This is a genomic window from Flavobacterium sp. ABG (assembly GCF_001027725.1).
Taxonomy (GTDB): domain Bacteria; phylum Bacteroidota; class Bacteroidia; order Flavobacteriales; family Flavobacteriaceae; genus Flavobacterium; species Flavobacterium cupriresistens.
This window is the reverse complement of record NZ_LEKS01000077.1, coordinates 1-445: the sequence shown is the minus strand read 5'-3', so window position 1 is coordinate 445 and position 445 is coordinate 1. Positions and strand designations below refer to the sequence as shown.

1 protein-coding gene is annotated in these 445 nt (G+C 38.2%); it reads left to right on the top strand.

Translation table 11 applies throughout. The annotated features are described in order from the left end of the window. On the top strand, nt 1-445 hold a 445-nt coding region (locus tag AB674_RS21745), incomplete at both ends, for a TonB-dependent receptor plug domain-containing protein (RefSeq protein ID WP_165579405.1).

Below are 445 nucleotides of genomic sequence, written 5' to 3'. Positions count from 1 at the left end.
TGAACATGGTTGCACCATCGTTTACATCAAACACTACTACTGTAGCTGATGGAACGGATCACATTGACCCTGCACAATTAAGAGGTTTAGGACCAGATCAAGTATTGGTATTGGTTAACGGAAAAAGAAGACATACTTCTTCTTTAGTAAATATTAATGGATCCCCAGGACGAGGATCTGTAGGAACGGATTTAAATGCAATTCCTGCTTTTGCTATCGAAAAAATCGAAGTATTAAGAGACGGAGCTTCCGCACAATATGGTTCTGATGCTATTGCAGGTGTAATCAATATTAATGTAAAGAAAAACACCAATAAATTAGATGTTGCCCTTTTTGGAGGAGGAAATCTTTCAAAAGGCGCTAATGACCACGATGGCGGTATTGATGGTGGTAATTACCAATTAGACTTAAACTACGGAACAGGTCTTGGTAAAGAGAAAAGTTT